This is a genomic window from Mesorhizobium sp. M1A.F.Ca.IN.020.06.1.1, assembly GCF_004023265.1.
Classification (GTDB): Bacteria; Pseudomonadota; Alphaproteobacteria; order Rhizobiales; family Rhizobiaceae; genus Mesorhizobium.
This window is the reverse complement of the sequence record NZ_RZSR01000403.1, coordinates 1-5,068: the sequence shown is the minus strand read 5'-3', so window position 1 is coordinate 5,068 and position 5,068 is coordinate 1. Positions and strand designations below refer to the sequence as shown.

7 protein-coding genes are annotated in these 5,068 nt (G+C 63.2%); 3 read left to right on the top strand and 4 right to left on the bottom strand.

Going from position 1 to position 5,068, the window contains the following annotated elements:
- On the top strand, nucleotides 1-749 hold a 749-nt coding region (locus EOA60_RS18165; RefSeq protein ID WP_164899384.1), incomplete at its 5' end, for an NAD(P)-dependent oxidoreductase.
- Nucleotides 750-821: 72 nt separating this feature from the next.
- On the opposite strand, the gene EOA60_RS18160 is transcribed toward EOA60_RS18165, so the two are convergent.
- Nucleotides 822-1,760 (bottom strand): diacylglycerol kinase family protein, encoded by a 939-nt coding sequence (locus tag EOA60_RS18160; protein WP_095823249.1) that lies wholly within the window; start codon nucleotides 1,758-1,760, stop codon nucleotides 822-824.
- Nucleotides 1,761-2,589: 829 nt separating this feature from the next.
- Here EOA60_RS18160 and EOA60_RS18155 point away from each other — a divergent pair.
- Nucleotides 2,590-3,111: a hypothetical protein gene (locus EOA60_RS18155; RefSeq protein WP_095823250.1), complete on the top strand. Its 522-nt coding sequence runs from the start codon at nucleotides 2,590-2,592 to the stop codon at nucleotides 3,109-3,111.
- A 56-nt stretch (nucleotides 3,112-3,167) separates the two neighbouring features.
- On the opposite strand, the gene EOA60_RS39080 is transcribed toward EOA60_RS18155, so the two are convergent.
- Nucleotides 3,168-3,344: a hypothetical protein gene (locus tag EOA60_RS39080; protein WP_245322258.1), complete on the bottom strand. Its 177-nt coding sequence runs from the start codon at nucleotides 3,342-3,344 to the stop codon at nucleotides 3,168-3,170.
- The gene (locus tag EOA60_RS39075) at nucleotides 3,341-3,655 is read right to left on the bottom strand and encodes a hypothetical protein (RefSeq protein ID WP_245322259.1); all 315 of its coding nucleotides are present in this window, start codon (nucleotides 3,653-3,655) and stop codon (nucleotides 3,341-3,343) included. The genes EOA60_RS39080 and EOA60_RS39075 overlap by 4 nt, the downstream gene beginning before the upstream one ends.
- A 253-nt stretch (nucleotides 3,656-3,908) precedes the next feature.
- Between EOA60_RS39075 and EOA60_RS18145 the strand changes: the two genes are divergently transcribed.
- On the top strand, nucleotides 3,909-4,433 hold the full coding sequence (locus EOA60_RS18145) for a DUF2314 domain-containing protein (protein WP_348627470.1): 525 nt from the start codon (nucleotides 3,909-3,911) through the stop codon (nucleotides 4,431-4,433).
- Between the two features lie 74 nt (nucleotides 4,434-4,507).
- Here EOA60_RS18145 and EOA60_RS18140 read toward each other — a convergent pair.
- On the bottom strand, nucleotides 4,508-5,068 hold a 561-nt coding region (locus EOA60_RS18140), incomplete at its 5' end, for a CapA family protein (protein WP_206628157.1).

Sequence of the window (5,068 nt, the reverse complement as noted above, 5' to 3'; positions counted from 1 at the left end):
CCCGCGCCGGCAATGCGATCACCTGCCTGCCCTCGCCGAAAGTGAGCGAAGCTGTGCTCGCCGGTTCTGACGGATTGCTGGACGGCCTGGCCGCCGGCGGCACCTGGATCGAAATGTCGACCAATGGCCGCGACGAGATCCTGCGGCTGGCCGCACTTGCTTCGGCGAAAGGTGTCGAGACGCTGGAATGTCCGGTCACCGGCGGCGTGCACTTGGCGGCGGCAGGAAAGATCACCGCGCTGGTGGGAGGGGACGCCGCGCTCTACGAGCGCCACCGGCCGGCGATCCAGGCAATGTGCGCCAAATCGTTCCTGATGGGACCGGTCGGCTCGGGGGCGGTGATCAAGGTCATCACCAACATGCTGGCCTTCATCCATCTGGTCGCCGCCGGCGAGGCATTGATGCTCGCCAACCAGGGCGGGCTCGACCTCGCCCAGGCCTATCACGCCATCGTCGCCTCTTCCGGCAACAGCTTCGTCCACGAGACCGAAAGCCAGCTCATCCTGAACGGCTCCTACGACATCGGCTTCACCATGGACCTGGCTTTGAAGGATCTCGGTTTCGCGTTGGGCATTGCCAGGGATTTTCGCGTGCCGCTGCAACTGGCACCACTCGTCAACCAGATTTTCGAGGTCGGCAGGCAGAAGTATGGCGGTGGCGCCTGGTCGACCCAGATCGTCAAGCTTCTGGAGGATGCGGTCGGCACGGAGCTTCGCGCGCCAGGCTTCCCGGCCAAGCTCGAACTGTAATCCGCCAAAACTTTAGCCAGCTATTTCAATCGCCTAATCACACCGGCGGAATCAAGCCTTCAGGCAGGTGATTCAACACCTGAGCGTCAATGCGCCGGGCAATATCTCGAAAGTTGCCGGAATCCGACCTGGCGACTCGCCGTCTATGTCGACTAGCGCTCCGTTCTTCTCAACGTCGCCTAGCGGTTCGACCAGCACCTTGCGACCGCGCAGGATGGTGATCGCCGGATGGTTGCGGTGGCGCCCGCCATAGAGGAGACGGATGTCGCGGATCAGCCCAAGCTTGCCGGCGGCGCGCAGGATGACGACGTCGAACTGGCCGTCGGACAGATCGGCGTCCGGCGCAATCATCATGCCGCCACCGAAGAATTTCCCGTTGGCTACCGCCACCAGCGCCATGCGCGCCTCGACCGGCTCGCCGTCGTCTATGGTGATCCTGACCTCCTGGAAGCGATAGCGGATGAATTCCAGCACTGTGCGCCAGAAGAAAAGCGCTTTGGCCGAGACCCTGCCCTTGCGCTTGTCCGCATTGACCGCGCGATCGGTGGCGCCGGAGAGGCCGAGGCTGGCGATGTTGATGAAGTGACGGCTGGCGAGCGCGCCGTGGTCGTCGATGTAGCAGATGCGGCCGGCATCGACCTTGCGCGCGCCGGCGCCGGCGATACGCGCCAGTGCTTCCTCGATTTCGTCGGGCAGGCCGAGCCCTCTGGCGAAATCGATACCGGTGCCGCAGGGCAAAAGGCCGAGCGCGCTGGTCCGGCCGGTCTCATGCTGTGCCTGCAGCAGCCCGTCCGCCACCTCGCTGGCGGTTCCGTCGCCGCCGGCCGCGATCACCAGATCGCACCCGCTGGCCGCGAGGTCGATTGCCAATCGCTCGGCGTCGCCGCTGGTCTGCGTCTCGCGCAGCTCGAAATCGCCGAAATGCCTCTTGAGCGATGCGGCGGCTTCGGACCAATGCCGCTTGAGCTTGCCCCCTCCCGCTATCGGATTGAGAACCACCCCGACCTTCAACCTGATCTCCCCCGAGGCCTATTGCGTGGAAGCGCAAGGCGACTCGGCTGATGCAGCGCCACAGCACTTTGCCGGCATTCAAACGCGGGCTGACTGGCGGGGCAAGGCTCATCGTCGAAAGGACCGCGGAAAATGGGGACAGGCTGTCTAAGGCGTTCGGCCCGCAAATTCCGAGACTTGTCGCATCGGTCCCCGATAATCCCGCTATCCACAGGTCCGCGTCTATTCCGCAAATTCCTTACCCGGCATACATTGAACCCATCTCAGGCGGCTACCGAACGCCCCGGCCGAAAGGCAGAAGCGCAAGGCGGATTTCCTGAGGCCCGTACGGCCCAGAACGAGAGCAGGTTCGCCTGCTGGAGGGACGGATGCCGAGACCTACGGGTGCCGCGGAAAGCGTGCGAACGCCGACGGCGGACCGATGCTGCCATGAAGGCGGGTGAAACCTTCGATGGTGCGCCGGCAAAGCCCGCAAGGGTGGAGATCGGCGTGGTCTGGAACGGACGCTGCCTTCGGGTGGCGACTGGCAGGACCGTCAAAATCAAGGCCGGCCTGGCGCGACGACTTTACGGAAGTTGCTGCCGTAACCGGTTCCTGATCTGACAGGGAGGCGCTGGGAGCAATCCCAGCGCCGACTGTTTTTTGGGCTGCCCCTTTCACCGGCCCTTTCCCAGCGTCCTGCACCTCCCCAGCATCTGCCACTGATGCTTCCCCGCCACAGTCGCAAGCCAAGCAACGCGCCGACACTCTCAATTCACAATCGCGGCCAAATCCCGCCTTGTTCCCCGGCGATTGATCGCCTGGGAACGAAGTTTAAAGGGACAAGACCGTGATCAAGACCGCCCTTGTCGCCATGACCATTGTCGGCTGCGACTGCGACGCCAAGCTCTGCGAGTATATCGGCGAGACTCCCGCCAAATGGGCGACGATTGCCGACTGCGAAGCGGCGATGAAGAGCCAGATGCTGCATCAGCGCAATTTCAATTATCCGCTGGTTTCCGGCATCTGCCGCACCAAAGGGTCGGCATCGACTTCGGAGCTCGCAGCCAAAGCGTCAAGGCCGGAGCTGAGGCCGCCGAACAGCGTCGTCGAACCCATTGCCCCATTGCCGCCCGAGTTCAGCCGTCGGCCGAGCGTTCCGGTCGGCACGACGGTGACGGCCAGCGAGACGGAAGCCGCGCGGCCTGTTGCCTTCGAGGCCGCGGTCGACGGCGGCAGCGCCGTGCTCTATCGCACCAAGGCTGGTTATGCCGTGGTCAAGACCGATCTCGGCCGCGCGGCCAACGCGACGGTGGACATGGCAAAGCGATCGGCGAACTGGCTGGCGGGACTGGTGCCGAGCGGGCTGTAATCCAGCACCGGAAGCGCACGAAACCGGTATTCCAGGCACTTGAATATCAGCGCGCCTTACAGTTTGACCTTCAGCGTCTGCCAGAATTTGTCGATCATCGGTTGCTCGGTTGCGGTGTCCTGATCGCCGATGCGCGTGATGAACAGCAGCCCCTGATCGGCAAGACCGAAGCCGACGATCTCGAAATCGGCCTTGTCGGTACGCGTCTTCACCGTGGCTTTGATGCCGGTCAACTGCTTGCCGTCGGCGACTTGCGGGTCGTCGGCTCCTGTATCAGCGTGCCGCCCGCCTGAACCGACTCCTTGGTCATCTCCTGCAGCATCAGCTGATTGAGCGACACCGGATTCATCTTGCCGTATTCCTGCACCACGACGACGGTGCCGAGGGCCGAGGCAGCGAGGTATTGGGTGATGCTCTCGCCGAGATCCGTCTTGGTGACGGAAATGCTGCTCGGATGAACAAAGGAAAACCTGCCGCCGGACAAAGTGTCGAAGTCGTTGCGGTCGAGCCGCACCCTGGCCCTCTTACCGCCGGGCAAGGTCACGTCTGCATCCTTGCCGGGATCATCGCCGTGGCACCAAGTTTCATTCGCATGTCCTGTCCTCTCCGGCGGTCGGCGCTTTCGACTCTTTGACGACCGAGAGCGCTTCCGTTCCCGTTACCATCCGCTCGTGACGGATAGACTGACCACACCCGGCAAAAACCATAGGGGTACCGGAACGCTGCAGACGAAGGCCGCCGCTGGCGCGTCGGAACAATGCAGTGCCTGATTGATAATGCCGGCACGATGCGGGAAGATGAGCGCCTACCTGGAGTTGGGGGGCTTCATGACCTTTGCCGTTCGCGCCACACTAAGCTTGTTACTGGCACTCGCGCCCTTGCCTGTTCGAGCGCAGGACACCGATCAGGGTGACGACAAAACGGTGATGGTAGCCCCGGACGATGCCGAAATGGCGGCGGCGATTGCAAAGGCACGATCCAGCCTGGACGACTTCCTGGCTTTGTCCGACGCGCCGCCGCCGGGAACCGGCAGGTTCAAGCTGAAGGTCATGGTGGTCGACGGACATGCGACGGAGCATTTCTGGGTCATCCCCTTCAAGCGGACCGCCACCGGCTTTGTCGGCATATTGGCGAACGAGCCTAAACTCGTCCGCAACGTGGTATTCGGCCAGAACATCGAATTCTCCAAGGACGATATCTCCGACTGGGGATACGCCAGGGACGGCCATCAGGTCGGCAGCTTCACCGTCTGCGTGATGTTCAAGAAAATGTCCAAGGAAGAAGCGGATTACATGCGCACCCAATACGGCTTCGACTGCTGAACTGCATCCAAGGCATTACAACTGCCTTTGCGGCAAGCTCGCCGCGGCCAGTCGGCCCGGTCAGCAGTCGGCTGTCAGCCGGAAAAGATCGCGCTCAGGCGTTCGGTAACCTTCCGCTTCAACAATTCCTCCTTCAGCGCCTCCACCGGCACCAGCTGCTCATGGCCGCCTTTGGCGAGGCGCATGAAGAAATGCAGTTTGTAAGCGGCAATCTTGCCTCGCGCGGCTGTGTCCGTGCGGACGTCGACGACCAGGATCGAACCGATGCGGCCGGGCCATGGCTGCCTGGCAAAAGCCGTGCCGAGGAAGTCGCCGAGACCGTAGGCCACGATCGCATCGTCGATGCGCTCGAGCGGCTGCACGACATGGGCGTGGTGGCCGGCGATCAGCCGCACGCCGTAACCCGCCAGCCGCCGCGCCAGCGCCCGCGTCGCCGGTCTCGGAAAATGCCGGAACTCCCAGTCCCAATGCGGCACCGCGCAGAGCAAGTCGATGTTCGCGAGGATCCCGAGCGGCCATTCGGCCGGATCGCCCGCCATGGAAATCCGCGCCCGAAATTCGGCCTCGTCAGCGTTGCGCCAAAGCGTGAACGCGGCGAAGCCGATCGTCAGCGGCCCGGCGGCCTGGTGTTGGAC

What these genes read in the sequence shown, in the direction of transcription:
- EOA60_RS18145 (WP_348627470.1), top strand. Translation starts at nt 3,909, where the DNA reads ATGAGCGCCTACCTGGAGTTGGGGGGCTTCATGACCTTTGCCGTTCGC.